Annotated in this window: 24 protein-coding genes; 12 read left to right on the top strand and 12 right to left on the bottom strand. The window is 34.1% G+C overall.

Features of this window, described 5'->3' with window-relative positions:
• Positions 1 to 176 precede the first annotated feature (176 nt).
• Positions 177 to 863, top strand: a complete 687-nt coding sequence (locus tag ACIGHG_RS14900) for an aspartate/glutamate racemase family protein (protein ID WP_396549151.1) — start codon at positions 177 to 179, stop codon at positions 861 to 863.
• 36 nt (positions 864 to 899) lie between these two features.
• Here the strand turns inward: ACIGHG_RS14900 and ACIGHG_RS14895 are convergent, their stop codons facing one another.
• The 3 genes from ACIGHG_RS14895 to ACIGHG_RS14885 form a co-directional block, all read right to left on the bottom strand.
• Positions 900 to 1,103 carry a hypothetical protein gene (locus ACIGHG_RS14895; protein WP_336470832.1) on the bottom strand — a complete coding sequence of 68 codons (204 nt, stop codon included), beginning with the start codon at positions 1,101 to 1,103 and terminating at the stop codon, positions 900 to 902.
• A 144-nt stretch (positions 1,104 to 1,247) separates the two neighbouring features.
• Positions 1,248 to 2,309 carry a tetraprenyl-beta-curcumene synthase family protein gene (locus tag ACIGHG_RS14890; protein ID WP_139207761.1) on the bottom strand — a complete coding sequence of 354 codons (1,062 nt, stop codon included), beginning with the start codon at positions 2,307 to 2,309 and terminating at the stop codon, positions 1,248 to 1,250.
• 77 nt (positions 2,310 to 2,386) lie between these two features.
• The gene (locus ACIGHG_RS14885; RefSeq protein WP_336470831.1) at positions 2,387 to 3,166 is read right to left on the bottom strand and encodes an alpha/beta hydrolase; all 780 of its coding nucleotides are present in this window, start codon (positions 3,164 to 3,166) and stop codon (positions 2,387 to 2,389) included.
• 74 nt (positions 3,167 to 3,240) lie between these two features.
• Between ACIGHG_RS14885 and ACIGHG_RS14880 the strand changes: the two genes are divergently transcribed.
• The 3 genes from ACIGHG_RS14880 to ACIGHG_RS14870 all read left to right on the top strand — a co-directional run bounded on the left by ACIGHG_RS14880 (position 3,241) and on the right by ACIGHG_RS14870 (position 5,594).
• Positions 3,241 to 3,756, top strand: coding sequence for a gamma carbonic anhydrase (locus ACIGHG_RS14880; protein WP_336470830.1), 516 nt, complete (start codon positions 3,241 to 3,243; stop codon positions 3,754 to 3,756).
• A 132-nt stretch (positions 3,757 to 3,888) separates the two neighbouring features.
• A complete protein-coding gene (locus tag ACIGHG_RS14875; RefSeq protein ID WP_090919413.1) occupies positions 3,889 to 4,431 on the top strand; it encodes a phosphatase PAP2 family protein in 543 nt (180 codons plus the stop codon).
• Between the two features lie 17 nt (positions 4,432 to 4,448).
• Positions 4,449 to 5,594 carry a glycosyltransferase family 4 protein gene (locus tag ACIGHG_RS14870; RefSeq protein WP_336470828.1) on the top strand — a complete coding sequence of 382 codons (1,146 nt, stop codon included), beginning with the start codon at positions 4,449 to 4,451 and terminating at the stop codon, positions 5,592 to 5,594.
• Positions 5,595 to 5,708: 114 nt separating this feature from the next.
• Here ACIGHG_RS14870 and ACIGHG_RS14865 read toward each other — a convergent pair whose 3' ends face one another.
• A complete protein-coding gene (locus ACIGHG_RS14865) occupies positions 5,709 to 5,975 on the bottom strand; it encodes a SunI/YnzG family protein (protein WP_336470827.1) in 267 nt (88 codons plus the stop codon).
• A 163-nt stretch (positions 5,976 to 6,138) separates the two neighbouring features.
• Between ACIGHG_RS14865 and ACIGHG_RS14860 the strand changes: the two genes are divergently transcribed.
• Positions 6,139 to 6,555, top strand: coding sequence for a PH domain-containing protein (locus ACIGHG_RS14860; RefSeq protein ID WP_336470826.1), 417 nt, complete (start codon positions 6,139 to 6,141; stop codon positions 6,553 to 6,555).
• Between the two features lie 32 nt (positions 6,556 to 6,587).
• Here the strand turns inward: ACIGHG_RS14860 and ACIGHG_RS14855 are convergent, their stop codons facing one another.
• Positions 6,588 to 7,478: a DMT family transporter gene (locus ACIGHG_RS14855; protein ID WP_396549147.1), complete on the bottom strand. Its 891-nt coding sequence runs from the start codon at positions 7,476 to 7,478 to the stop codon at positions 6,588 to 6,590.
• Between the two features lie 432 nt (positions 7,479 to 7,910).
• Positions 7,911 to 11,045, bottom strand: a complete 3,135-nt coding sequence (locus ACIGHG_RS14850; protein ID WP_396549145.1) for a collagenase — start codon at positions 11,043 to 11,045, stop codon at positions 7,911 to 7,913.
• A 225-nt stretch (positions 11,046 to 11,270) separates the two neighbouring features.
• On the opposite strand from ACIGHG_RS14850, the gene ACIGHG_RS14845 reads away from it, so the two are divergent.
• Together ACIGHG_RS14845 and ACIGHG_RS14840 are read left to right on the top strand one after the other, a co-directional pair.
• On the top strand, positions 11,271 to 11,687 hold the full coding sequence (locus ACIGHG_RS14845) for a hypothetical protein (protein ID WP_396549144.1): 417 nt from the start codon (positions 11,271 to 11,273) through the stop codon (positions 11,685 to 11,687).
• Positions 11,688 to 12,142: 455 nt separating this feature from the next.
• On the top strand, positions 12,143 to 12,676 hold the full coding sequence (locus ACIGHG_RS14840) for a GNAT family N-acetyltransferase (protein ID WP_396549142.1): 534 nt from the start codon (positions 12,143 to 12,145) through the stop codon (positions 12,674 to 12,676).
• Between the two features lie 328 nt (positions 12,677 to 13,004).
• Here the strand turns inward: ACIGHG_RS14840 and ACIGHG_RS14835 are convergent, their stop codons facing one another.
• Genes ACIGHG_RS14835 through ACIGHG_RS14825 form a run of 3 tightly spaced genes read right to left on the bottom strand, consistent with a single transcriptional unit; the run spans position 13,005 to position 14,740 of the window.
• Positions 13,005 to 13,637 (bottom strand): NUDIX hydrolase, encoded by a 633-nt coding sequence (locus ACIGHG_RS14835; protein ID WP_396549140.1) that lies wholly within the window; start codon positions 13,635 to 13,637, stop codon positions 13,005 to 13,007.
• A gap of 12 nt (positions 13,638 to 13,649) precedes the next feature.
• Positions 13,650 to 14,234 carry a molybdenum cofactor guanylyltransferase gene (locus ACIGHG_RS14830; RefSeq protein ID WP_396549138.1) on the bottom strand — a complete coding sequence of 195 codons (585 nt, stop codon included), beginning with the start codon at positions 14,232 to 14,234 and terminating at the stop codon, positions 13,650 to 13,652.
• Positions 14,231 to 14,740, bottom strand: a complete 510-nt coding sequence (locus ACIGHG_RS14825) for a MogA/MoaB family molybdenum cofactor biosynthesis protein (RefSeq protein WP_336470819.1) — start codon at positions 14,738 to 14,740, stop codon at positions 14,231 to 14,233. Before ACIGHG_RS14825 ends, ACIGHG_RS14830 begins: the two co-directional genes overlap by 4 nt.
• 159 nt (positions 14,741 to 14,899) lie before the next feature.
• On the opposite strand from ACIGHG_RS14825, the gene ACIGHG_RS14820 reads away from it, so the two are divergent.
• Positions 14,900 to 15,082, top strand: coding sequence for a hypothetical protein (locus ACIGHG_RS14820; RefSeq protein ID WP_336470818.1), 183 nt, complete (start codon positions 14,900 to 14,902; stop codon positions 15,080 to 15,082).
• Positions 15,083 to 15,084: 2 nt separating this feature from the next.
• Complete coding sequence (locus tag ACIGHG_RS14815; protein WP_336470817.1) at positions 15,085 to 15,264, top strand: hypothetical protein; 180 nt, start codon at positions 15,085 to 15,087, stop codon at positions 15,262 to 15,264.
• A 280-nt stretch (positions 15,265 to 15,544) separates the two neighbouring features.
• Here the strand turns inward: ACIGHG_RS14815 and ACIGHG_RS14810 are convergent, their stop codons facing one another.
• Positions 15,545 to 17,329 carry a response regulator gene (locus ACIGHG_RS14810; protein ID WP_336470816.1) on the bottom strand — a complete coding sequence of 595 codons (1,785 nt, stop codon included), beginning with the start codon at positions 17,327 to 17,329 and terminating at the stop codon, positions 15,545 to 15,547.
• 187 nt (positions 17,330 to 17,516) lie between these two features.
• Here ACIGHG_RS14810 and ACIGHG_RS14805 point away from each other — a divergent pair, with 187 nt between their 5' ends.
• Genes ACIGHG_RS14805 through ACIGHG_RS14795 form a run of 3 tightly spaced genes read left to right on the top strand, consistent with a single transcriptional unit; the run spans position 17,517 to position 20,091 of the window.
• On the top strand, positions 17,517 to 18,434 hold the full coding sequence (locus tag ACIGHG_RS14805) for an ABC transporter ATP-binding protein (protein ID WP_336470815.1): 918 nt from the start codon (positions 17,517 to 17,519) through the stop codon (positions 18,432 to 18,434).
• The gene (locus ACIGHG_RS14800; protein ID WP_090920451.1) at positions 18,427 to 19,359 is read left to right on the top strand and encodes an ABC transporter permease; all 933 of its coding nucleotides are present in this window, start codon (positions 18,427 to 18,429) and stop codon (positions 19,357 to 19,359) included. Before ACIGHG_RS14805 ends, ACIGHG_RS14800 begins: the two co-directional genes overlap by 8 nt.
• A gap of 30 nt (positions 19,360 to 19,389) precedes the next feature.
• Positions 19,390 to 20,091, top strand: a complete 702-nt coding sequence (locus tag ACIGHG_RS14795) for a DUF4097 family beta strand repeat-containing protein (RefSeq protein WP_396549135.1) — start codon at positions 19,390 to 19,392, stop codon at positions 20,089 to 20,091.
• A 297-nt stretch (positions 20,092 to 20,388) separates the two neighbouring features.
• Here ACIGHG_RS14795 and ACIGHG_RS14790 read toward each other — a convergent pair whose 3' ends face one another.
• Both ACIGHG_RS14790 and ACIGHG_RS14785 read right to left on the bottom strand, forming a co-directional pair.
• The gene (locus tag ACIGHG_RS14790; RefSeq protein ID WP_336470814.1) at positions 20,389 to 21,702 is read right to left on the bottom strand and encodes an MFS transporter; all 1,314 of its coding nucleotides are present in this window, start codon (positions 21,700 to 21,702) and stop codon (positions 20,389 to 20,391) included.
• An 80-nt stretch (positions 21,703 to 21,782) separates the two neighbouring features.
• A partial coding sequence (locus ACIGHG_RS14785; protein ID WP_396549132.1) for a phosphopantetheine-binding protein occupies positions 21,783 to 24,296 on the bottom strand: 2,514 nt, incomplete at its 5' end.

Raw genomic sequence — 24,296 nt, 5'->3', positions numbered from 1 at the left:
ACTTTTGAAATATATCGGCGCTTCGACACAGGATAAAGACCCTTCGACAAATTACAGCATGAATACACCTACCAAAATACGTGCATACTGCGCGTATTTTTTATTGTCTAAGAAGGATTCTTTCATACGAAACAAGAATTTCTATATTCGAATTAAAACAAAGGGGATGAACAACCATGATTGGAATACTAGCTGGAATGGGGCCCAAGTCTACTGGGCCATTCGTTGATAACGTAGTAAAGCAATGCCAAGAAATTTATGGTGCGAAAGATGACATGGACTTTCCTCATATGATGATTTATTCATGTCCAACACCGTTCTATATCAATAAAGCTATTAATCATGAAGATATGAAAAGAGCAATTATAAACGGGGCACAAAAACTTGAAAGTACAGGTGTCGATTTTATTGCTATGCCATGTAATACTGCACACCTTTATTTTGATCAACTGCATAGTTCCATTTCAATTCCACTATTAAATATAGTCGATGAAACAATAAAAGAAATACCTTATCACGTAAAAAAATTAGCTCTTTTAGCAACTGATTCGACCGTTCAATCTGGTATATATCAAGAGGGATTTTTGAAACGTGGTATACAATATATTCAAAAAAATAGCTGGCAAACTGCTATCAATCAAATTATATATAAAATAAAAATAGGACAAATAAACGAAGCGAGTCAATCGTGGAATACACTATGCTCAGAATTAACTGAAACTGTCGATGCTGTTGTCATAGCATGTACAGATTTAAATGTCATATTAGAAACAAAACAAAATCATCTTTACGTTGTAGATTCCTCTACATGTCTTGCCAAAGCTATTGTAAATAAGTATTTAGCTTATCAAAAATCTAATTGAACAAAAGGAGCCCTCATACAAAAATATGAGCGCTCCTTAATTCGTTTCTTCTTGATGTTTTAAAAACCAGATATCCACAATAATAACAACTGCTAATACCGCCTGCATGATGTAATCTACAGTTGTTGGCCCACCTGCTTTTATCAGCATATTATAAATGCCAAGTACAAATGAAATAGAAAGGCATACTAATAACGAAACTTCGGTATTATCATATAACTTTTTAAAGAATTTTTTCATTTTAGCACCTCCGCATCTATATTTTACCATATAAATACGAAGGTGCTAAATAAATCCAATGAGGAACTAGGAAGAGATAATCCTCATAAAAAAACGAGCTGAGCTGCCTCCTACCTCTGTAGAATACAGCTCAGCTCGTTTTCATCACTGTGCTATCTTCTTGCGATACATCCTTCCATTCCAATAGAAAAAGCGCGAAGTAAAGCCGCCGTATTTCACAATGCGCCGTGCCATGTGTTGCATTTCTTTTTGCTGTGACACTTTCTCGTCTGATAAATAAATTCCAAGCAACCCGCGGCTTATGAGGCGATGAAATTTCATATGTGGCAGTTGTTCCAAGCTTCTTTCTGCTTCTATTACAAAATGTTTCAATCTCTCAAGAGTTGCTTCTTTATTTTCATAGTAACTACAAAAATTTAAATCTCCGCCAATACGATCTTCTTCTTGGTCAATGAAATAATCAAGTAAAATATGTAATCCTTGTACATAAGGAAAATACCCTTGTTTAATTTTCATAATATCATCGTCTGTTAATTCATCATGGAATGCATATGCTACAAGACAGAAAATACCTAGCGTAGAACCTGCACAAGCTGAAAATTCAAACCAGCTCATTGGCGGAACTTTTTCACGATGCGCTGCAAACCACGTTTTCAAGCGATCTTCTCTCTCTTCTTGCTTTACATGTTTATGAATTTGCAAATCACAGTAATAACAAGCAAGTTCATGAAGAATCGGGGCAATCTTGTTATAATGCTTCGTCTTTGCAAGCACTTCTTGACAAGTTGCTACAAGTTCATCTAAATAACCACCGTCATCTTGATCATCACGGTAACGATAATAGTTGCTTCCTTCGCTTCCTGGTGTTAGCGCCGCAAGCATTGACTCATGGAGCGCTGCAAAATCCTTTGGATCAAGTGATGTACTACGGTCGCATAAATTGTCCAAATAATCACTAATCGTTTGGTACGCTACAATGAATCGAATACATTCCTCGCGATGTTCATCGGCAAGCAGCGCTAAAATGCTGCCGCCTTCACAGTGAAATGTTTTATGCTCAATGCTCGCTAACGCTTGATTATGAAGTTCATCATTCGGAATATGGTAGGCGCGTTCTTTCCACATTGCGAGCTCATGGTGTACAACCGGAAACACATCTCGGTATACTTTCGCCATGAGCGTTATGGGGTTACTCGGTACTTTCACTTCGTTCTTCATCTCCTCTAAATGAATATGGTCAAATACTTTTAAAATATATACTGGTAATTATTTATTTTTGTTTCCTAAATTAAATGCGTTTCTACAAATGATTTTGCATATGCAAAAATGTCATCTTTCTCATACTCATTAAATAGCTCATGATAACAGTTTGGCCATTCTTTATATGCTTTGTCACTAATTTTCAGACTATCAAACCAGCTACAGACACGTGTTTTATCTACAAGTTTATCCTCACACGCCTGCATTAGCAAGAGCGGTACGTCTGGAAATTCATTTCGTTTTTCATGTGCAATTTCTACCGCTTTAATTAACTCACTATACCAACGAACTGATACTTTGCGCAAGAACAATGAGTCATTTTCCATTGCATCGCGAATTTCATGATTACGCGTCGCCATTTCGACTGTAATATTCGAATTAAATTGCATTTTCGGGGCTACAGCATTTAGTACTTTCGCAATGGTACGAAGCGGTAGTTTCGGCATTGATAACACTCCTAAGCACGGCGAAGTCAAGATTACTCCTTGCACATCCATTTTCGTTTCTTGCAGCACGCGAATAACTATTAACCCTCCCATACTATGTCCATATAGGAAAAGGGGCAAGTAATATTTTTTCGCTTCTTTAATCCATGTCTTTACTTCTTCTATGTATTCATCAAATGACGTAATATGTCCTCTATTTCTTGAAGTTGTTCCGTGCGCAGGTAAATCTCCCATCACAACATGAAAGCCAAGATAGCGCCACATGTCTGCAAGTGCCTCGTAACGTCCATGATGCTCCATTGCACCATGTACCATAACTATAACACCTTTTGCCTCTTCCGCTTCATAATTCCACATAAAATTCCTCCATTTCACTCTATTTCATAATTTGCTACACTAATATTAGTTTCTAGGAGAGGAAGGTTACTTATATGATTTATCCTTACAAAGACAAACATCCGAAAATTGCTAATAGCGCATTTATCGCTGACTACGTCACAATTACAGGTGATGTTACAATTGGTGAAGAATCAAGCATTTGGTTTAACACTGTCATCCGTGGAGATGTTTCTCCAACGATTATCGGAGACCGGACCAATATACAAGATCAATGTACACTTCATCAAAGTCCAAAGTACCCGCTTATTTTAGAAGATGATGTTACAATTGGACATCAAGTCATTTTACATAGCTGTACAGTGAAAAAAGATGCATTAATTGGCATGGGGTCCATTATTTTAGACGGAGCTGAAATTGGTGAAGGTGCATTTATCGGTGCCGGCAGTTTAGTACCGCAAGGAAAGAAAATCCCGCCAAATACACTTGCATTCGGTCGTCCGGCCAAAGTAATCCGTGAACTAACGGATGAAGACCGTGAAGATATGGCTCGCATTCGTCGTCAATACGTCGAAAAAGGACAATATTATAAAAGTTTACAAACGAAATAAAATTTTTAGCTGCCACCTGAAACGGCAGCTTTTTCTTCGTAAAACTCTACATTTTCTTTACAAAACCTTAGTATTCCCTCAATAAAATTTCATTAAAATAAAAGTGAGACTTCAGTTAGGAGGAGAAGTTTGATGAAAACTAGACCCATTAGCTCCTTATATAAAATAGAGTGCTACATCTTCAAAGGAATTAATCGCTATTTCGAGCGTAAAACATTAAACATCTTTTTTCGCACCATTACACATATGGGCGGTGCAACCTTTACAATCTCTCTTATTGTATTCTTGCTTGTTCTCACAAACGGATCTTTACGAGGCATAGCAATTGCAAGTGCTATTTCCCTTGCGATTAGTCATATTCCTGTGCAAATTTTAAAAAAGTTTTATCCGCGAAAACGTCCTTATTTAACCATTCATAATGCAAAGTATCCGACGAATCCATTAGCGGATCATTCTTTTCCATCTGGACACACGACGGCTATCTTTTCTGTGATTATCCCTTTTCTATTATATGAACCAAGCATAACATTTTTGCTACTTCCAGTGGCAATTAGCGTGGGCATTTCGCGTATTTATCTTGGCCTGCACTATCCATCTGATGTACTCGTTGGCATGTGTCTCGGGACAATAGCCGGCATTGTTTCTTATTATCAATTCATTCCACTTTTTATATAGAAGAAGGAGGGAATCTGATGAAGATTGCCATCTTTACAGATACGTTTACACCGCAAGTGAACGGTGTTGCCAAAACACTCGATCGTTTTACACAGTATTTGCAAAAACAAAATATTGCTTACTCTGTATTTGCCCCGCATCATACAACGGAAGATCACTTCGTTACCAACGTCAATAAAATGAAAAGCATCCCGCTTAAACTGCTCTATCCAGAATGCCGATTAGCATTTCCAAATCCACGTTTCATCAAAAAAGAACTCTTTCAATTTCAGCCGGATCTTATCCATGTCGCAACCCCCTTTAACATGGGGCTTTGCGGTATGTATTACGCAAAAAAACTGAACATCCCTCTCGTCGGCTCATATCACACAGATTTTGATGCATATTTACAATATTATAAAATTGAATTCTTCTCCAAGATGTTATGGAATTATTTAAAATGGTTTCATAGCGCTCTGCAAAAAACATTCGTTCCTTCTCTTGAAACGATGCAACAACTACAGAAAAAAGGCTTCCAAGACTTATATCTTTGGGGCCGAGGAGTAGATTGCAATCTATTTCATCCTCATTACGATCAAGACGCATTTCGAAAAAAATATAGCATCACATCACCGTACATCCTCTCTTACGTTGGACGTTTAGCTCCTGAAAAAGATATTGAAACCTTGCTGGTATTAATAAAACAAACAACAAAAAAACGACAAAATGATATTCATTGGCTAATCGTCGGAGATGGCCCTTTCGCTGGTGAAATAAAAGAAATAATGACAGAAAATATAACATTTACTGGATATTTACAAGGAGATGAATTAGCTGAAGCATATGCTTGTTCAAATATTATGGTATTCCCATCCCCAACAGAAACATTCGGAAACGTCGTCTTAGAATCGCTGGCATGCGGCACACCGGTTATCGGTGCAAACGCAGGCGGTGTGAAAAACATTATTACAAACGGAGCAACTGGTCTTCTTTGTGAGCCGAAACAAATAGACTCTTTTTTATCTTGTATTTATACATTGCTTGATCATCCAATAAAGCGTGAGTATATGGGGCAACAAGGTAGAAATTACGCTTTAACACAAAGCTGGGATGAAATTTTCAACGACCTTGTTATGCATTATGAAGATGTAATTCAAAACCGAAAAGCGGAAATGCTGGCGTAATCTCACTCTTGTTGAGCTAAACATATGGAATTTTAACTTAAGATTGAAACTTCTATCAGTGGGAGGAATCCCATTAGTGGAAGCTTCAATCTTAAAATTTTTGAAGAAATCTTACTACCCGTTAATACGAGCTGAGTGTATCGTATTTAAAATTGAAGTTTTATTTGTAGTAAACAACAAATAAGCTTGTTTTTTAGTCCTAATCAAAATTCGATCTGTTGTCCCTTGCGGCATTCCGATTCGAATAGCTTTCGCTTCTTTTCCACCATAAGTGTCATCTTCAGTAACCTCAATAATTTCCTTCAATGGAATACGAATTTTTGCTAATTGCCATTCAATCATTAATTCTTCATCTGCTTTCGTAATTTTAATTCCTGGCATATGATCAAGACCTTTCTTTTTATTCATCCCATAACAAAAAATGAGAATATATTAAAAATTTTACATTATTAACAAAAAATAAAATATGCAATTATGCATATTTTCCAAAGTAATTATTGTATTATAATTATTTTATGTACCAAAGATACCGAGGTGGATATACATGAAATTCAAAGTAAAGCAAAATCCTTTTCATATGCTTATACTTTTACTGACTATTTTCTTTTTTATTGCACTATTTTTCATACAAGAAACGAATAATATTTACTTAAGTTGTATGATTTTGTTAAACATAATCAACTTTTTATTTGTTTATAAATCTACTTACACAATCACTGATGAATCACTCATTATTAAATATTATTTCACAAACACCGAAATCCCTTTTAATGATCTCCAACATATGAAATACTACGGAAAACCATTGGATTCAAACAAATGGACAAGACAGCGATTAGAAATTATGTATGGTTTATTTGATATAATAACAGTTTGTGTGCCGCAAGACGAGGAGACATTTATTCGTTTATTAAAAGAAAAATGTCCTAATATAAAGATAATAAATAAACCTGCTAATTAATAGTTTTAGTAGGTTTATTTATTACAAAATAGTCACTTTTCTTCTATTACAAGTAACCGTTTCTCTGACTTTACAAACCATAAACCAATAAAAATAACGAGCCCGCCAATCAATTGTTGTAAAGATAATTGCTCTCTTGCCCATATTGCTGCAAATAAAACCGCTACAAACGGTGTAATGTACATATATACCATCGTATGTGATGCACCAATTTTTTGAATCCCAACGTACCACATCACAAGCCCAAATACAGTAACAAGAAAAATGGAATAGATTAACGAAAACCATGTACTGCTGTGCTCGATCGCAAAAGGTAACTGAACAATTTGCCAACCGCTCAATAATACAAGCGGCACCGCACCAATTGCTGAAGCCCAGGCCGTTACGCGCAAAGCAGAATACCTTTTCATAAGCGGCGTTGCTAAAACAGGATACAATCCCCAGCAAATCGAAGTAATGAGCCCAATTGCATTACCATAAAAAGATTGCACAAGAGAATGCCCTGCAAGTAATACAAGTGCCGCTCCGATACACGCAATAACTGATCCAACAAGTTTACGTGATGAAAACTGCTCTTCTTTCAAAAATACAGCAAACATCGTCGTAAAAATGGGAGAAATCGAGATTAATAACGATGCATTTGTTGCAGACGTATATTGAATCGTCTCCATAAATAACGTTTGATACAGCGTAATCCCAACCATGCTAACAAAAATAAGTCTTATCATATCTTTCCATGCAATATAAAGCGATTTTTCTATGTAAAACGTTAGCAACAATAACAGCGGTGCCGCAGTAACCATGCGAATGGCTGTAAATTGGATTGCAGTTAATTCTACGAGTCCGTATTTTCCGATTGTATAATTGACGCCCCATATGATAACAACACATAAAAGCAGTAATTCAATTCCCCATCTTTTCATATATTTCCCCCGCTATATCCGATACTTTACTCCATTAATTTTCGAGACATATGCTGTAACTCCTTCTTACTTGCAAAATCCCTACTTTTCTCATTGAATTTTAGTTTTTTTACGTATGCATAAAAGAGGAATATACATATGAATACAGACAAACAACTATCTCAATATCATGGAAAGCAGGGATTCCTTACCAGAAACGACTATTCGGAAGAAACAATTTTTGAATCAGTGAATGAAGACTCTCACTGCTGAGTCTCCAACAAACTATTCCTCTAGCTATCCTCTTTGTTTATTCTAAATTTTAACGTATACAAATAGCAAAAAAGAAGAAAGCAAATATAATCTGCTTTCTTCTCACTTTGTTGAAAAAATTGTTTTTCAACAGTTTGCAGAGACACTTCTTTCTATGAAGAAGTATCTCTATTTCTATCTTTATTTTACTTTAACAGAATATGTCCCATCTCTCTGATCATATGTACCCACATATAAATAATACTTCCCTGGTTTTACTGTAAACGTTCCTTTAATTACATCTCCACCAGGCTGTCCATTTGTAACGGGTCTTCTCAAATCCGATTCATGATAAAGCGCCCACGTCATGTTGAGTTTACATTCGTTAATGACAAAAATTTCCATTTCTTTTGGTGATGACACATTAAACGTATAAGTATCCCTATAATCTCCATCACCAAATGAACCTTTGAGAAGCGTATTAAACGGAATTACATTTGCTTGTTCAAGATGATTATTTGGTTCTGTTTCAGTTGCCCCTATTCGATCTACAGTAACTATCATTTGTTCTTTACTTTCTTTTCCTTGATCATCTTTCGTTGTTAAGGTTGCCGTATATGTTCCTGCTTTTTCATATGTATGAGTAGGATTTTCTTCTGTACTTGTTTTCCCATCTCCAAAGTCCCAAAGGTAAGAAACAACTTTTCGACCTTCCGCTTTTGAACGATCGCTCTTAAACTGAATTGCGCTATTTTCTTCCCCGTAATATGTTTCTTTTGCCCGCTCTACATGAACTGTCATTAGTTCTTTACTTTCTTTTCCTTTATCATCTTCCATTGTTAAGGTTGCCGTATACGTTCCTGCTTTTTCATATACATGAGTAGGATTTGCTTCTGTACTTGTTTCCCCATCTCCAAAGTCCCAAAGATAAGAAACAATTTTTCGATCTTCAGCTTTTGAACTATCGCTCTTAAACTGAATTGCATTATTTTCTTCCCCGGAATATGAATCTTTTCTCTTTACAATCGTTCCTTGACTTGCGCCTTCATCTGTTGCAATGCCGTGGAAAACAATATCATATTGGAACTGATTTTCATTATTTACACGATAATTTACAAAGTACGCTGTTACTGTTTTATAACCGCTCCATTCTTTTTGTGACAGCTTCTCTAATGCTTCGTTCACTTGTTTACTCATCGTTTTCCAGTCTTCAGATTCACCTTTCGTTGCATTGCCTGTATACGTACCTTCAACTGTAAATGTATTAAAGAATTGAGACTTATGCTTTGTAATCTTTGCATCTTTTACATTCGCAACATCCGCAATTTCCTGCTTCACTTCAGTTAGTGCCTTCTGTGCATGACTTACTACATAATCATCTGATACTTGCGGCACAGTAAATTTTTCTTGATTATCCATTAATTGCTGCATATATGTTTGATATTCTTTATTCAATTGTTCATCTTTACTTAACGCCTCTCGGTATGCATCATAACCTTGCACATCATTTGCACGAATTAAATCTTGTACTTTATCAAAAGTATCAAATTTGTGATTATACATATAAGACTGCAATGCAAAGGAATAGTTATAAAAATCCCACGTTCCGTATTTTGCATATAGTGTTTGTTCTGCTGTATAGCGTTTTGCTGGTTCGTTTGATAAACCTCTTATAACACTCTTACGCGGCACTACATTATTCGTACGCGTCGATCCCGCAAAAAATTCTGCATTTCCTTCTTCATACCATGTCAAACGTTCATTTTGCTGTAATTCCCCTTGCCCCCATAATCCAGGCACTTCATATCTTCCCTGTAAATAATGTGTAAATTCATGACGGAACAATTCTTCCAAACTAAAAATACTTTGCTGCGGTGTACGTTCATATGTAAAGAACGTTCCGACGTTTTCTATATAAATACCACCATTACTCGTTTCGTATCCGTACAATTGCTGGTTAAATTTATATTCATCTGGCGTATTATAAATCACGATTGTTAATACATCATCCGCATTCCCTTGTTCTAATGCTTTATCATTTCCGATTACACGATGATATTGTGCTTTTACTTCTTTCGCAGCCCAGTACATTCTTTGGATTTTTTCCTCTGTCACTTTATCTCCCGTTTTAAAGACAATTGCTCCGTCATCAAATGTATACGTGTTAGGTAAAAATTTCTTCTTTCCCTCTTCTTTAATTTGATCTAAATTTACTGCTTTTCCGTTGGCATCTACTCCGCCGTAATTTGTAGCAATCTGCTGTGCCGCACCAAAATATTGCTCTCCTAAATATGGATACATCCCCATTGCTCGCGTAACAACGTCTAACCCTTTCTTCGGATTACTATGAAATTTCCCTAAACGTCCTGCATAGTAAATCCCATTATTAATGAGCCAACCATTTTTATCCGTCACATTACCTATAAGCGCCATTTTATTGACTTCATTTATAAAACTATCAATCTTCCCATACCACATTGTCGCATTTGGCTCTTTACCCGAAAGGACCCAATCAGTATCTATACTGGCATCGACAGCTCCCATCAAAGCGTATACAGCATCTCCTTTCTTACGGTCACTTTCATATGTAGAAAGGTTATTATTATACTGTTTTAAAATTTTTGCTGCATATTGCACCGTTTCAACGTCACTAGACGTATTCCTCATTAAATCCCCGTATGCATTTACAACCAAATCTTGCTCAGCTGTACCGAGTTTAAAATTTGGATTCTTGGCAATTGCTTTTAATGCCGGTAAACACTTATCTTTGAAGCTTCTCTCTTTTAAATAACTTAAACTTGATTCCTCATTATAAAATCCAACATAAAAAGCGGAGCGAAGCACTTCAGTAAATGTATCAATTCCTTTTGCATCGTTTTTTGTAAACGTACTTCCTCGTTTCTCTAATCCATTGATGATTACTTGCATGCGTTCTTTATTTCCATAGAAACCCTTTGTTTCTTCGTTAAACTGAAATAAATCTTTAATTTGTCCGCTTCGAATATTCGCTAGTGTATCAATTAACTCCTCATCGTTCATTTTATTCAGTTCATCTAAAGTATAGCTTTTCTGAGACTGCTCCGCTTTCACACTTGTCTTAGCGGAAGCTGGCTTCTGTGAAAAATCTCCTACTTTTAAACGGTCTTCAAATGATAATGTTTCATCAGCTTTTGAGGAATGAGCAACTGCATCTTTTGGCGTTTCTATCCCTGCTGGTTTCATTTGCAGTACATTGTAAGGTACTTTTTCTTCCGCTGATACTTCAGCTTGCAATGCCCCTAACGACAATGCCATTGTACTAACTCCAAGCATAATTTTATTCATTTTCTTTTTCATAATGTCCCTCCATACCAATATATAACTGAAACAAGATAACATATTATTTAAATGAATAAAATTAAATATGCAAGATTTCATATTACTTTTGAATAGTCTTTAAACACTTTGTGAATGATTCAACAGAAGAGAAAGGCATTTTTAGGCTATGAATAAGCTTCATATAAGGAGTACACAACATACTGATATTGTAAATGTGGATAAAAAAGATGAGGTGATGTTTTCATGAATAATCAACCAATGTATTTTCCATATGCAAATTATAATCAACTACAGTATTACCCTATGCAAACTCCTGGTTATCAATCCTTCGAGGACATAAGAGAAATCGATGATGACGTATATCGTCCCGACGATGCTGAAGATGCTCCAACATCAGCACCACCGGCACAAGCGCCATCAGTACCATCAACATTTTCTTCTCCTGTACAAATGGGTCAAATACGATCATTGATGTGTAATTGTTTAGGAAGATGGGGATTTATTGGCTTAAAAGGACAAGGACCTTTTGGAAGAAATTTTTGGTTTTACCCTACTGAAGTAAGAACGCACGGAGTATCCGGATATACATGGCAAGCAGGACGCCGCCGCAAAGTAAGCTATCGATATTCACAAATCAGAAACTTTATATGTGTTTCTTAACATAAATAACAAACCAACACATTTCAAACTGACAACATTCTAAAATCACGATATGCAACATTGCATAAATTTCAAATAATTTACAGTGGTATAATATATATAAAGAGTGAATTTACCTCATATATAGCAAGATACCCTAGTATTCAATTACAAAAAAGCGAAGAATCTTTATGGTTCTTCGCTTTTTTGTATCGTTCTATATATTTTTTAATTCAAAAATGAAAGCTATAAAATTTCAAACATTAATATTATGATGGATATAAACTATATACAAGTTAAAAATCCCTTTCTTTTTAGGCGGGCGAGAGCATCTGGCCATGCATAGAAGCGGTCAGGACCTTTTTCTGCCACATGCTAGGTTTAAACAAAGGGAACAAGCAAGCAGCGGTCAGGCTGTATTCTGCATAGCAGCGATTTATATCTCGAAAAATTAAAATTGAAAGAAGCTGAGAAATATGGAAAAAATATGTTTAAAAAATGGTAAAGAAGTGATGATAAGAGAAGCTGTCCAAGAAGATGCTCAGTCTATGATCAAATTTTATAATATAGTCGGCGGAGAAACTGATTTTCTTTCGTTCGGAAAAAATGAGTTCAGTATGTCTCTACATGATTATGAAAACTTCATAGAGTCTACTAGAACAGATAATCATTCAATTATATTGCTAGCAACAATGGATGATGAGATCATCAGCATCGCATCTATTACCTCTAGTCAAAAAGCACGAGCGAAGCATGTAGGAACGCTCGGAATCGTAATTGCAGAAGAACACTGCGGGATTGGTTTAGGCAGAACATTGATGGACGAACTTATTGAATGGGCAAAAGGAAATGGAACAACTAAGAAAATACATCTTGTAACTCGAGAAGACAATGATAGAGCAATAGAACTTTATAAGAAGGTTGGCTTTAAAGAAGAAGGATTATTACAACAAGATACGTATATAGATGGTATGTATTATAGTACTCTTATTATGGGATTGTTAATTTAAATATTCTGTATACACAAATTAACAAAGACAACATAAAACCTCTTTTCTTTAGGGGGGACGAGAGCATCTGGCCATGCATAGGAGCGGTCAGGTCCTTTTCCTGAAAGGCAAGGGTTAAAACAAAGTGAGAAAGCGAGTGCAGACCACTTTTTTCTCCATAGCAACGACTTATGTGTCGAAAAATTAAAATACATTTATATATTTTGGATATATAAATGTATTTTTTTTACGAAAGCAAAAGCACTCGAATATGAGTGCTTTTGCTAATTCAATCTTATGTGGTTGTTTTTTGGATGATTTTGATTTGTAAATACAGAGCAATCATTTTTTAGACCAATAACTTCATATTCTCTCTCATCAACGTGATAATGCTCTCATAATACGAAAGCTCATGCGGCACAAAATGACTTTTATCTATCGTTTTATGAATAGAAACTTTTTCTCCGGCTTCATTCATTTCGAATCCTTCTACTGTAATTTCATTTCTTTCTCCTAACCAAAGTTCAGCAAAACTATTGAAGTCAATTTTGACAATACCTGACACTTCTTCTGCCTGCAGTGTATAATCGTCCATTGTACCTTTCATTTCATATAAAAAGACGTGAGCTAATTCTTTATCAATAAAAGCTTCCATTGTAACGCAATAATTGATAATGCCTAATGATATAAGTTCATCAAACGAGACATCAATCCCCACTTCTTCTTGCACTTCGCGTATTCCATCATACACGGTTTCATGAGCTAGTATATGTCCCGCAGCTGTAATGTCTAACAAATTTGGATAATCCTTTTTTATATGACTACGAATTTGCAGATGAATATAATCTACTCCATTTTCCCTACTTATAAACCAGCAATGAAATGTTTCATGCCAATGCCCTATTTTATGTACTTCTTCACGTGTTGCGACTCCGACTGGATTTCTATGTTCATCAAATATTTTTAGTAATTCGCTTTCCATTATGTACTCCCCTTATTTGCTCTTTTTCTTCTGTAATTCCTTATATTCTTCCTTTGTATTCACATTTACAAAAATATCTGTTTCTGTCACCGTTACATACTGAACGTTACACTGTGATAATAACCCCTGCATACTTCTTTTCTCTTCCTTTAATAACCGTTCTATTTTCTCTTTTACTTTATAATGGTATAGTGCTAAAAGTGGTTGTTTCCGCCCTTCAGCTAACGGAACAATTGCTTCATATGCTTCTTCCGCTCGTTCTATTAATTCCAATGCCCACTCTTTCGAAACATTTGGTGTGTCGCACGGTGCAACGATGTACCAGTCTGCGCTTACATATTCCATGCCTGTTACTAAACCAGCAAGCGGGCCGTTTCCTTTATACAGCGCAAGATCTTCTATAACAGGAACATTCAGCATATGTGAAAGCTCATCTGTAATGTCTGAATGGCTAATGACAACCATATCTGTTACAATTTCTTTTAACGCTTCTATACTATGCTCAATAAATGTTTTTCCCTGCCAATTTGCTAATGCTTTCGGCTCTCCAAAACGACTTGACCTTCCGCCGGCTAATACAATTCCTGCTATTTTCATTGACGATGCAGCTCAAATGTAATATGGCCAAGCTCTGGTAAAATTAATTTATTCATTGCCAGACGAACTGCACCTGTCGATCCTGGCATAGAAAAGACCACCTTTGTACCAATTGTTCCGCCAATCGCCCTGCTTAGCATCGCTGCGCTGCCGATATCTTCTAAATAACTAATCGTTCGAAATAACTCACCAAAACCAACGATTTCCTTATCTAATAATGGAGAAACAGCTTCAATTGTCACGTCACGCTTTGTAATACCTGTTCCTCCATTAGTTAATACAACGTCAACATCCTCTTGATGATATCCAGACAAGACAGCTTGCTGAATGCTTTCCTTATCATCTTTCACAATCTCATACGCTGTTACTTGATGATTTGTTTCTCTTAATAACTCTTTTAATAGCTTACCACTTTTATCGGTTTCTTCTGTACGCGTATCCGAGATTGTGATGATTTTACAACGAACTTGTACAGGTGCTTGTTTTTTATGTTCTGTGACGCTCATTCTTTTTTCCTCCTCATTGATAAGCTTTTCTAAATTTTATCATACATAATATAACAGTAAAAAAATGTGAGACCTATCACACTTCTTTATCGAAAAAACATTTCTTTTCCGAAATTTACCTTATAATAAAAATATAGACTTTTAAAGGGGGAACTTCATATGGATACAATGAGAAAATTAACGACGGTATTTATTTTGCTATTCGTCGCTTCTATTAGCGCTGGCATGGCATTAAAAGACGCTGTACCATATGCTGCAATTGGAGGCTGGGGACTTGGCACACTCTTTTTACTATGTTCAGCCTTTTGTGCAGGAAAAATTCGTTATCGTAAAGGGGACTAACTATGTTTGGTAAAAAATCAACTATGTGTACAACATGTGGGAAGGAAATTGCAGTACATGAACGTTCTTGGGTGTACATGCAATATCCACCAAGTGGGATGACAAATATTCAAAAATATATTGAACTCAGCGGCGAAGTGTATTGCACTTCTTGTGTTGGAAAACTAGAGGAACGAAAATAAAAAGTCTTTGCGTGTGTGCGCAAAGATTTTTTATTCCTATAACGAATTCTATTTTAAAGTAACAACAAAAAAGAACGCTCTTGATTGACTTGTATATTCTATATATATCTATTTTAATTTTTCGCCATATAATGCTGCTATGTAGAATACAACATGACCGCTTCTATGCATGGCCAGCTGCTCTCGCCCGCCTAAAAAGAAAGACGGTTTTTATGTCGATTTTTTAATTTGTATTTATATAGTAGTGTATGTAACTATTCTAGTAAATTATCCGTATTATTTATAATAAAGCTTCCTCATCTGCTTTTTTTACAGCTTCACTTCTTCCTGAAACTTTAAGCTTCATATATATAGAAGAAGCATAATTCCTTACAGTCCCTTCAGATAAAAACAATTTTTGGGAAATTTCTTTATATCGAAGGCCCTCTTTAAGAGCACCTAAGACCTCAATTTCACGTCGCGTCAATTCATAAGGATACTTTTTCGGTATTGAGTTATATTCATTAAACAAACGATTCGCAACACCTTGAGACAACATAGTCCCTCCTGAATTTACTAATCTAATTGCCGCTACTAATTCTTTAGGCGGGGCAGATTTAAGTACATATCCTTCAGCCCCTGCTTTAAGCGCTTCAGAAACACTAGAAGATTCTTCAAAAGTCGTCACCATAATAACTTTAATATTTGGCCATTTCCTTTTAATTTCTTCTGTCGTTATAATCCCATTCATCTCAGGCATTTGTACGTCCATAAGAATAATATCTGGTTGATTTACTTCACATTTTTCTAAAGCTTGTCTTCCGCTATTCGCAATAGTAACATGAAAACCAGTATATTCAGTCAATAAAAGTTGTAAGCTATCTAAAACCATAGATTGATCATCTACTATTAATATATTTATTTCATCTTGAGTAGGAGTCTTCTCTATATTTAAACTTGGAATTACACAAGTTAAAATGGTGCCAACATTCTTTTGAGAGTCTATGTACAAGCTTCCTTGATATTCATTTAAACGATTTCTCATTCCAGATAAGCCAAATCCCTCTTGGATATATTCTATTCCTTTACCATTATCTTGTACCTGAAGCATGACATGACTTTTATGATATTGTAAAAGAACTTGTATCGATTCTGCTTCTCCATGCCTAGTTGCATTTGTCATTGCCTCTTGTAAACAACGACAAAAAGTCATTTTAACTTTTTTCGCTATCGTATACTGCTCTCCAATTGTTCGAAAAACAACATCAATGTGTGTATTGCTTTTAAATTCTTCTATAATATTAAGTAAAGATACATCTAAATTTGACTCCTCTTCCAATGGATCCATTTCATGAATTTGCCTTCGAATACTCTCTAAGCCAGATCGTGACATATCTAATATATCTTGTAATTTTTTTTTCCCCTCTTCAGTAGTTAAATGAGGTTTTAATGTTTCCATACTTAATATAACTGACGTAAATTTATAACCAACAGTATCATGTAATTCCCTTGCCATTCTACATCTTTCCTCAAGTAAGGTCATTCTTTCAACTTGTGAAGAGTATTGTTCTAAAATTGCATTCTTCTCTTTAATTAATTCAAGTTTTTGTTTAATTGAATCCATAGAAAAAACAATTCTCTGTGACACATGTCCAACACCATAGATGAAAAGAACGTCAAATATATTTAGAAGCAGGTGATTTAATTTATAATCAAAATTCAAGAAAACTCCGAATATATAAACGATAATTGTTAAAGGTAATGTATAGAAATTAGCTTTTCCACGACAAAAAAATGCCAATGTTAAAATTGCAGGAGAAAAAAACTGTGCTAAATGATAAGTATATGCAAGATAAAGCGAAAGCCCTCCCACTAATATTATCTCAGCCAATAAATATAGTTCATATCGAATTTTATATAATATTACAGGTATGACATACAGTATTAAAGTCATACCAAAAACAATTTCAAAAGGAAATGTAGGATTATCTTGATACGTTAAAATCGTAACTGCCGTAATCCAAAAGATACGAATGAATACGATTGACCAATGCTGCCAAAGTAATTTATTTTGTATGGAAATCAACTGTATAAGCACCTCCTACTAAAAAACTTCTACTTAATGTATATATTTTACATCATTATATTTTTATCATAGCAAGGTTATTACATTTTGTCACTGTACTTTATTACATTAATTTTGATACGTTGATACCAAGAACACAACTCATAATATTGAATCGAAAATGAAAATGAATAAGGAGATGAAAAAAGTGAGTATCTTGCAAGTAAGCAATTTAACTAAAAAAGTCGGAAAAAAAACACTTGTCAATCAATTGTCATTTGATGTGAACGAAGGAGAAATACTTGGACTCCTCGGTCCAAACGGAGCTGGAAAAACCACGACAATTAGAATGATAGTTGGATTAATTTCAAAATCTAGTGGAACAGTTGAAATCAATGGAAAAAATGTAGATAAAGATTTTAAAGGGGCGATGAGACATGTAGGAGTAATTGTTGAAAACCCTGATTTGTACAAATTTCTATCTGGCTATGATAATCTTCTTCACTTCTCTCGTATGACGCCCAATGTCCCAAACGAACGATTAAATGAGGTTGTATCTTTAGTTGGTTTAGAGAAAAGTATTCATAATAAAGTTTCAACTTACTCTTTAGGAATGAAACAACGGCTTGCCCTTGCGATTGTTTTAGTACACAAGCCTTCACTTCTACTATTAGATGAACCTACAAATGGGCTTGATCCTAAAGGTATTCGTGATTTAAGGCTTCATTTAAAAAAGCTAGCTAAAGTTGAAAATGTAGCAATTGTTGTATCAAGCCACCAAATGGCTGAAATGGAAATGATGTGTGACCGTATAGCTATTATTGATAAGGGCAATATGGTGGGCTTACATGACATTAAAGATATTACAAAAGAAAAGGTAAGTCACGTTCAATTTGAAGTAGATCGAACAGATTTAGCTATTCCAGTACTTCAAAAGTTATTAGTAGGAGCTGAAATTGTAACAAACCAAAATATGATCAATATTAAAATTAGTAAAGAACGTATACCAGAAATTAGTGATACGTTAGCAAGAAGTGGAGTAAATGTTTACGGTGTTCAAACTATGAAAGCCACTCTAGAGGACAAATTTATCGAAATGACAGGAGATGAACTACGTAATGCTTAATCTAATAAAAAATGAAAACATGAAAACTTTTAAACGAAAAAGAACTTGGGTCATGATAGGAGTTATGGTTCTATTTATTCTAGTCCAATTTCTAAATGTGAAATTTTCTCATCATGTCAACTATGGAGATGATTGGAAAACTTCCCTTATAGAAGAAAATGAATTACTTAAAGTTGAAAAAGAATCTAAAACATTACCTGTGGAAATACTCGAAAATGAAAAAAAGTTTTTACTAAATAAGTACTACATTGACAATAATATAAAACCAGAAAACAATGCATGGTTCTTTACAATTGGACAAAGTACAAACTTTTTAGTAGCGATTTCTATTCTTACCTTAATAATAGCTGGTGAAAGTGTGGCAAGTGAATTTCAGTCAGGAACCATTAAATTTCTATTAACTCGAACTGCTACTCGTACAGAAATATATTTTTCTAAATATATTTCGACTTTATTATTTGGACTGTTTCTAGTCGGAATCACATTTATTCTTTCAATTATATTTAGTGGTATTCTGTTAGGATTTGATGGCATAAACGGTGACTACTTATTTGTCAAAGATCAAGTCGTTCAAAAAACAAGTGTCCTTCAAGCACTAATTGGTAGCTTACTCTTTAAAATTCCTTTCTTACTTATTGTTGCGACTTTAGCATTTATGATTTCAGCTGCATTTAAAAGTTCAACATTCTCTATCGTGTTTTCTCTTTTAATAACAATTGCAGGTTTTGTTATGAGCATTTCATTAAAAGGTTTCAGCTGGACACAATATTTTATCTTCTCTAATACAGATCTATCAAATTTTATATATGAGAGTCCACCTGTAGAGGGAATGACCTTAAGTTTTGCTTTAATATTAATCTTAATTCATATATTCATCATGCATCTAGTTTCTTATCCGATTTTTGTAAAAAGAGATGTCGTTTAAATTTTTTATTAAAGACTGGAGGAAAGCAAAATGAAACAAAAATTAATTACTTTCTGTGCGTTAATCCCTTTAATTCTTACTGGCTGTTCAAGTTCTGAAAGTGAAACAAAAGAACAAAAACTGGAACTACCAGCCTCTAATGTTAAAACACTAACATTAGATAATCGTAATGGTAATATTGATATTTCAACAAACTCTACATCGGATAAAATAGTAGCTTCTATCAATGCAAAAGCAAAAGGAATTAGCATGGACAAATTAAAGCTAGATCTTTCAGAGAAAAATGGAGTTGCCCACTTAAATACATCTTTTGACGGGCAATTCTTTAGTAATAGTGAAACTTGGGTTGATGTTAAACTCTCGGTACCTAAAAATGTAAAAGTAGAATTTAAAGACAACCATAGAGACGGAGATATTAAAGTTTCTAAACTGGATTCAGATATAAACATACTTAATGTTAATGGAAATATAGACATTTCCAATGTTAAAGGGACTGTAAGTGTAACAAATAGGGACGGAAAGGTTAATATTTCCAGCGTGTCATCTGATATTAATGTTGACAATAATAATGGCGCTGTTGTTATTAAAGATATTGATGGATCAGTACGAGCTAAGGTTGGTGATGGTTCAGCCGATATCAATGGTATTGAAAAAAATGTTACGATTTTAGGCGCTAAAAATGATAAGATAAAAGTGGATGGTGTTAAAGGGAAAGTAACATTCAATAAATAACTTTCGACTTATTGATATAAAAATGAATTAAACCAACCGCATTTTTAGTATAATGCGGTTGGTTTAATTAAATCCATTTTAATTTTTCGACATATAACTCATTGCTATGTAGCAATACAACATGATCTGCACTTGCTCCCTCCCTTTGTTTTTAAACCTCGCATGTGGCAGGAAAAGGCCCTGACCGCTTCCATGCACGGCCAGATGCTCTCGTCCTCCTCTAAAAGAAAGGGGTTTTTATGTCGTTTTTTTAACTTGGATATATATAGTACATTATTAACTTTACACTAGAATAGTTTAATGTGAAGTTACCTTTTCATGTTTTAAGCCTATATCTTGTTCTAATGTTTCCTTACTAAAATAGCTTTTTACTTCTTCATTTCTATTTGCCAAAAAACCAACTATCAAAACGATAACACCAGATGCGATTGGAATATAAAACCAATTAATACCCTCTAACAATATTCCATATAACCACATGCCTATTGGTGTACATATGCTTGTAATAGAACTAACTACACCAAAAAAACTAGCTCTAATATTTTCAGGTGTGTGAATTTGTATATGTGAAGTCATTGGTATATTCGCTAAAGCATTAAAGATTCCTGTTGTAGAAATGATAATGCAATAAATTACAATAATAAGTAACGTTATGTTTAAAAAATCTTGTGATAAGAAATTTGGAAAACACCACATCATAAAAAGTAGTGCTTGTATTTGAAACAAAATAAATATCTTATCTATGACAGCTTGCATAATTTTTTTTCTTGAAACTAATAACGCACCTATGATAATCCCAACAAAGTAAGAAGATTGAATAATAGATAATCCTTGTCCAGAAAGGTCTAACTTTTGATAAATTACATATGGTAAAACAACTTGTAAAAGAGGTGTAAGAACAAAGTTAATTGTAAAGAATGCCACTAATAAGTATTTCACAGCTGTTTGCTTATTAATATATCTATATACTTCCTTAAAGCTTTCTGTGTAACTTTTGTTCTCTTCAACCATCGTTTTACGCTTAAATTTCAAAAATACTTGAAAAAAACCAGACAAGATAACTACTATACCATAGATTAGCACGATCATTTCTAAATCAATTAATCTATAAATAACCGCACCTAATATCGGTCCTACAACATTAATTACAGCTCCAATCGTTTGATACGACGAATTAACACTAGCTACCTTATCATTATTCACAATGTTTGCAATAGAAGCGTTTAATGTCAAAAAACAAAATGCTTGAATTAAGCTTAATAATACAGTGAAAATTGTGACACTAACAATGTCTAGGCTAAAAAACTTAAAAGCTCCAAAGAAAATTAGTAGCAGTAATCCACTAAAAACCTCTGAAAGTATAATGATCTTCTTCTTATCATGTTTATCAATATATACACCTGCAAAAATATTAACAAGTATTCCAGGTATAATAGAAAAACCTAAAACCATCGAAAAGGCAGTAGGTGATCCAGTTACATCTAAAACATATAGGCTTAGTGCAAATTTAAATATTGAACTTCCCATTTCTGAAAGAAAACGTGTAACTGTAAAAATAAGCATATTCAAAGATTCGACTTTCGGTTGATGTAGTACACTTGTATTACTCATAGTATCTCCTTTCAAATAAAACTGAAATAGTAAAGAAGTACCTAAACTTCTTTACTATTTCAGAAGATCACTACATTTATTTACACATTTTGTAAAAATAAACTTTCTGGAGTATCTACTAAATATTGTTCAAGTAATTCTTTCGATTCTACATACGGTATTGTCAGTGCTACATAAACCATGTCTTCCTCATACCAAACTTCACAAATAATTCTATTTCTATCCTTTACATTAGCTTCTTGTAAATCAACAGACTGTAATATTTTTTGTTCATTACGTATTTCGCCTAAGAAGTTAAAAACAATTGGAATCTCTTGCAATGATTCTTTAAGGTATTCCCTTGACATTGAATAATCTTCTTGCATCTTTTCATTGAAAATTAAGTTAGCAAAACTAATATTTTTTGAAACCGCCAACTCAATATTTTCTTTAATTTTCTTTCCACTCGTTATTAAATCCATTTCTTTTGATACAACGATTGGAATATAATCTACAAACTCACCGATTACATTAAAATATTTTTTATTCCTAAAAGTTCTAGCATAGTTCGCAATCAAAATTGGAGCATGGGTAATATTAAAATACTTATGACAGAAATTAACTAACATATTAAACGGCACTTCAAGTTTACTTTCATCGCCAAATTTTTCATTTAACTTGTTAATTTCCATTCCCAATTTAATCGTAGTGTTTCCACCTATTTTTTTATTATTAATTACAAAATTAGAAATAGCTTTCTGACCTTCACTAAATTGCTTAAGCTTATATTTTTCTACAATTTCGGCATCACTAATCTCTATTGGTCCCAGCATAATTTGTTCATTATAATCCCAATAACTATTATCTTTAGTCCAATTTTCTACACTTCCTCTATGGTAGTAATTATAATATCGTTCAATTTTGTTCTTTATAATTTCACCACTCATAAAGTCAAAAATCGAATGAGAAAATGGTAGGATAAGTAAATAATCTTTTAAACTCTCTTTCACTAAGATCATTCTATATTGTAATGAATCTTGATCATATTTCTTATAAAAATACGGCCAAATTATTTGATCCATTAACTCTTGTTTTGTAGAAAAACTAAATTCAGATATATCTAGAAACGGTAATAGTATATCTTCTGGGCACTGTACTGTTTCCCACATATATTCATTATCTTTTTTAATAAGCTTACTTCTCATTAAATCCTGTTCTCTTATGACTTTTAATATAGCTTTCTTTAAATTTTCTACATCCATATACTGCTCAAACTTCATTACTGTTCCAGAAATATCAGTTTGATTAATGTGATAGCATTGAGAAGGCACAATTGCTCTTACACTTTCTGATTCCATAGAAAGTACAGAATCTGAGAACTCTGTAAGCAAGTTCTCTATTTTTTCCTTCCATTCTTTTTTTACCACATCTGCTTCTAAGTTTTTATTAGGCAATTTTTGCTCTTTACCCATAAGAATATAATGTGGTTGAACAGATGGATGACAATTTTTATCTATTGCATCTTGCAATTCTTCTAGACTTACATGTTGTTGGTCCTCTACTGTTAAAATATTTAATGTATTATCCTCTATTGTTAATTGACTCATCTTACACTTAACAAAGAATTTTTCTTCAATTAACTGTTCAACCTGTTCAAAATGATTCAAATATTGAATTCGATCAGTTGTATCATTATCAAGCAGGTGCTGAGCTAAACTTCTTATTGTATGATGTTCAAAAATATCACTTAGCTTCACTTTCTTACCTAAGTTTTGAAGTCTAGAAATTAGTTTAATAGCTGTTAAGGAATTTCCACCTAGATTAAAGAAACTGCTCTTTACACCAATTCTTTTTAAGCCCAGTATTTCTGTCCAAATTTCATGTAGCTCTGTCTCCAACTCAGTAACTGGTTCTTCATTGGATTCCTGTTCATTGGTCGGCAGCTCTCTACTCATTAATTCTTTTCTATCTGCCTTTCCACTCGCATTTAAAGGCATTTCATCTATAGAAATTAAAAACGCAGGAATCATGTAACTAGGTAATTGTTCATTCATATAATTTCTCAATTTATCTTCATTAAAATTACCTTTGTGTACTATATATCCACATAAAATTAATTCTTTAGCTTCGTTAAATCTCGCAACTACCACAGCCTCTTGAATCATCTCATGTTGTAATAATGTTTGTTCGATTTCACCTAGTTCGATACGATACCCTCTAATTTTCACTTGATGATCAATACGTCCTAGATATTCAATTTGTCCATTTTCTTTCCATCGTACAAGGTCGCCTGTTTTGTACATTTTTTCCCCTTCAACAAACGGATCCTCTACGAAAGCTTTTTTCGTTAATTCTTCCCGGTTCAAATACCCTCTTGCGAGGCAATCCCCTGCAATGTGTAATTCACCTGGAACACCAATTGGTACAAGTTGGTTACAGCGATCCAAAATATATAAGCGGACATTATCAATTGGTTGACCAATTGGAATTGAATCTGGTACACATTCATTTTCAGTTGGACAATCATAGTATGAAACCTCTACTGTTGCCTCAGTTGGTCCATACAAATTATGCAACGTGGTTCCACATGCTGCATGCCATAAACTATTAAATCG

Origin of the sequence: Bacillus sp. NPDC077411 (assembly GCF_044543425.1) — a bacterium.
Lineage (GTDB): Bacteria > Bacillota > Bacilli > Bacillales > Bacillaceae_G > Bacillus_A > Bacillus_A bruguierae.
This window is presented reverse-complemented; position numbering and strand designations above follow the sequence as displayed.

Bases quoted from the DNA above. Each gene is read 5' to 3' on its own strand.
- ACIGHG_RS14860 (WP_336470826.1), top strand. From the start codon at position 6,139: ATGAAATTCAAAGTAAAGCAAAATCCTTTTCATATGCTTATACTTTTA.
- ACIGHG_RS14885 (WP_336470831.1), bottom strand. From the start codon at position 3,166: ATGTGGAATTATGAAGCGGAAGAGGCAAAAGGTGTTATAGTTATGGTA.
- ACIGHG_RS14845 (WP_396549144.1), top strand. From the start codon at position 11,271: ATGAATAATCAACCAATGTATTTTCCATATGCAAATTATAATCAACTA.
- ACIGHG_RS14840 (WP_396549142.1), top strand. From the start codon at position 12,143: ATGGAAAAAATATGTTTAAAAAATGGTAAAGAAGTGATGATAAGAGAA.
- ACIGHG_RS14865 (WP_336470827.1), bottom strand. From the start codon at position 5,975: ATGCCAGGAATTAAAATTACGAAAGCAGATGAAGAATTAATGATTGAA.
- ACIGHG_RS14875 (WP_090919413.1), top strand. From the start codon at position 3,889: ATGAAAACTAGACCCATTAGCTCCTTATATAAAATAGAGTGCTACATC.
- ACIGHG_RS14900 (WP_396549151.1), top strand. From the start codon at position 177: ATGATTGGAATACTAGCTGGAATGGGGCCCAAGTCTACTGGGCCATTC.
- ACIGHG_RS14800 (WP_090920451.1), top strand. From the start codon at position 18,427: ATGCTTAATCTAATAAAAAATGAAAACATGAAAACTTTTAAACGAAAA.
- ACIGHG_RS14870 (WP_336470828.1), top strand. From the start codon at position 4,449: ATGAAGATTGCCATCTTTACAGATACGTTTACACCGCAAGTGAACGGT.
- ACIGHG_RS14850 (WP_396549145.1), bottom strand. From the start codon at position 11,045: ATGAAAAAGAAAATGAATAAAATTATGCTTGGAGTTAGTACAATGGCA.
- ACIGHG_RS14830 (WP_396549138.1), bottom strand. From the start codon at position 14,234: ATGAAAATAGCAGGAATTGTATTAGCCGGCGGAAGGTCAAGTCGTTTT.
- ACIGHG_RS14880 (WP_336470830.1), top strand. From the start codon at position 3,241: ATGATTTATCCTTACAAAGACAAACATCCGAAAATTGCTAATAGCGCA.
- ACIGHG_RS14820 (WP_336470818.1), top strand. From the start codon at position 14,900: ATGGATACAATGAGAAAATTAACGACGGTATTTATTTTGCTATTCGTC.
- ACIGHG_RS14825 (WP_336470819.1), bottom strand. From the start codon at position 14,740: ATGAGCGTCACAGAACATAAAAAACAAGCACCTGTACAAGTTCGTTGT.
- ACIGHG_RS14835 (WP_396549140.1), bottom strand. From the start codon at position 13,637: ATGGAAAGCGAATTACTAAAAATATTTGATGAACATAGAAATCCAGTC.
- ACIGHG_RS14815 (WP_336470817.1), top strand. From the start codon at position 15,085: ATGTTTGGTAAAAAATCAACTATGTGTACAACATGTGGGAAGGAAATT.
- ACIGHG_RS14795 (WP_396549135.1), top strand. From the start codon at position 19,390: ATGAAACAAAAATTAATTACTTTCTGTGCGTTAATCCCTTTAATTCTT.
- ACIGHG_RS14855 (WP_396549147.1), bottom strand. From the start codon at position 7,478: ATGAAAAGATGGGGAATTGAATTACTGCTTTTATGTGTTGTTATCATA.
- ACIGHG_RS14790 (WP_336470814.1), bottom strand. From the start codon at position 21,702: ATGAGTAATACAAGTGTACTACATCAACCGAAAGTCGAATCTTTGAAT.
- ACIGHG_RS14895 (WP_336470832.1), bottom strand. From the start codon at position 1,103: ATGAAAAAATTCTTTAAAAAGTTATATGATAATACCGAAGTTTCGTTA.